The sequence below is a fragment of the Nocardioides sp. genome (assembly GCF_050699375.1).
GTDB lineage: Bacteria > Actinomycetota > Actinomycetes > Propionibacteriales > Nocardioidaceae > Nocardioides.
In genome coordinates this window covers 1-2,045 of the sequence record NZ_JBOHDN010000072.1, presented here as the reverse complement: position 1 = coordinate 2,045, position 2,045 = coordinate 1, and the positions used below count along the sequence as shown (strand labels likewise).

Annotated in this window: 3 protein-coding genes; all 3 read left to right on the top strand. The window is 68.0% G+C overall.

Going from position 1 to position 2,045, the window contains the following annotated elements:
- Window positions 1–743: regulatory protein RecX (locus tag ACRDPS_RS04830; RefSeq protein ID WP_431500493.1), on the top strand; the 743-nt coding region annotated here is incomplete at its 5' end.
- On the top strand, window positions 740–1,237 hold the full coding sequence (locus ACRDPS_RS04825; protein WP_431500492.1) for a phosphoribosyltransferase: 498 nt from the start codon (window positions 740–742) through the stop codon (window positions 1,235–1,237). The genes ACRDPS_RS04830 and ACRDPS_RS04825, both read left to right, overlap by 4 nt.
- A gap of 25 nt (window positions 1,238–1,262) precedes the next feature.
- Window positions 1,263–1,958, top strand: coding sequence for a GNAT family N-acetyltransferase (locus ACRDPS_RS04820; RefSeq protein WP_431500491.1), 696 nt, complete (start codon window positions 1,263–1,265; stop codon window positions 1,956–1,958).
- The last annotated feature ends 87 nt before the right edge of the window (window positions 1,959–2,045 follow it).

Genomic DNA, 2,045 nt, shown 5'->3' with positions numbered 1-2,045 from the left:
CCCAGGATCCCTGGGTGGACGAACGTCCTGCGCCCGACTGGTTGGGGGACATAGCTCTCGGCGTCGAGGCATGGGCAGGCAAGCAGCCGTCGCTCGAGCCGCCTGCGTCACCGTCGGTCGAGCCGTCGTCGCGACGCAAGAGCAACGGCCCAGGATCCGGCTCAGGGAAACCAGCACGGTCCCGTCGGAGCAAGCCCCGCCCCGCAGATCCGGCGGACCCCAAGAACGACCCGGAGCCCGACCACGAGGCGATCGCCCGCAAGATCCTCCTCGACGCTCTGACCGGCCAGGCTCGCAGCCGCAAGGAGCTGGCCGAGAAGCTCGCGAAGAAGGAGGTTCCAGAGGCTCTGGCGACCAAGCTCCTGGACCGCTTCGAAGAGGTCGGGCTGGTCGACGACGAGGCCTTCGCCAAGGCCTGGATCGCCAGCCGACAGCCAGGAAAGGGCCTGGCCCGACGGGCCCTGGCCCAAGAGCTTCGCCGCAAGGGCATCGACGACGAGGTCGCGCGTGACGCTCTCGACGAGATCGATCCCGACGACGAGCGCGAGGCGGCCCGGACCTTGGTCCGCCGCAAGCTCCGCTCCCTGGAGCGCTTCGACGACCAGACCAAGACCCGACGTCTGGTCGGGATGCTCGCCCGCAAGGGATACGGCGCCGGGATGGCGTTCGGGATCGTCCGCGAGGAGCTCTCGCTGGCCGATGAGGATGACGCCGGCGGTGTCGTGTCAGAATCCGATCTGTGACTGAGCCCGAGCGCGAGATCCTGACCTATGAGCTCTTCGGCACCGCGGTGCACGACATCGGCCAGCAGGTGGTCGAGAGTGGATACGAGCCCGACATCGTGCTCTCCATCGCCCGCGGCGGACTGGCCCTCGGGATGGGCCTGGGCTACGCGCTCGACGTGAAGAACATCTCCGCGGTCAACGTGGAGTTCTACACCGGTGTCAACGAGCGTCTCGAGGTTCCGATCATGCTCCCGCCGACCCCGGCCGCCGTCGACCTGACCGGGATGAAGGTCCTGATCGCCGACGACGTCGCCGATACCGGCAAGACGCTCGAGATCGTGCACGACTTCTGCGAGGGCCACGTCGCCGAGGCCCGTACCGCGGTGATCTTCGAGAAGCCGTGGACGGTGATCAACGCCGACTACGTCTACAAGAAGACCGACCGCTGGATCGACTTCCCGTGGTCGTCCCAGCCGCCGCTTGTCGACCGCCGCGGCGGCCAGGCCCACTGACCCGCGCCACACTAGTCTGGTCAGCATGTTCACGCCGGTAGCCGTCCACACCGGGACACAGCGTCTCGGCGGGGTGACGCGCCCGGGGGAGAGCTGGGCGTCCGCGGCGACGAGGATCGCCGGGCGGCCCGCGTACGCTCTGGATCTCTCCGGTGAGGTCAAGGAGTTCTCCTCCGAACCGATGCCGGTGGTGGCGCTGCGACCGATGACCCGTGGCGACCTGCCGCACCTGATCCGGTGGCTCAACGCGGAGCACGTGCACCGGTGGTATGCCGTCGATGGTGAGCCGACGCCCGAGTGGGTGATGAAGAACTACGGGCCGGACATCGACGGCGAGACCCCGGTGACCTTCTGGGTGATCGAGGTCAACGGCCGATCGATCGGCTTCTGCCAGGACTACCGGATCAGCGACGAGCCGGAGTATGCCCTGCTCACCCCCGACCCGGACGCGATCGGATTCGACTACGCGATCGGCGAGCAGGCCTTTGTCGGCCGCGGGCTCGGGCCGCGGATGGCCTGGGTCTGGATGACCTCGATCCCGCGGCGCTATCCGGGTGCGACGACCTGCTTCGCGGCCCCTGACCATCGCAACACCGCCTCGCTGCGGATGCTCGACAAGGTCGGCTTCGACCAGGGCACCTGGTTCGACGAGCTCCAGCCGGACGGCTCGACGACCACGATGGTCGGCTGCTCCCTGGATCTGCAGCGCGTTGTCACCTAACCCGCCCGAGTCGGCGCAAACTGACACGATTCCCGGCCGAGTCGGCTCGTTCTGACACGCTTTCTCATCGAGTCGGCGCGTCAGAAC

Excerpts from the sequence above, each read along its gene's own strand:
- ACRDPS_RS04820 (WP_431500491.1), top strand. The coding sequence starts at position 1,263 with ATGTTCACGCCGGTAGCCGTCCACACCGGGACACAGCGTCTCGGCGGG.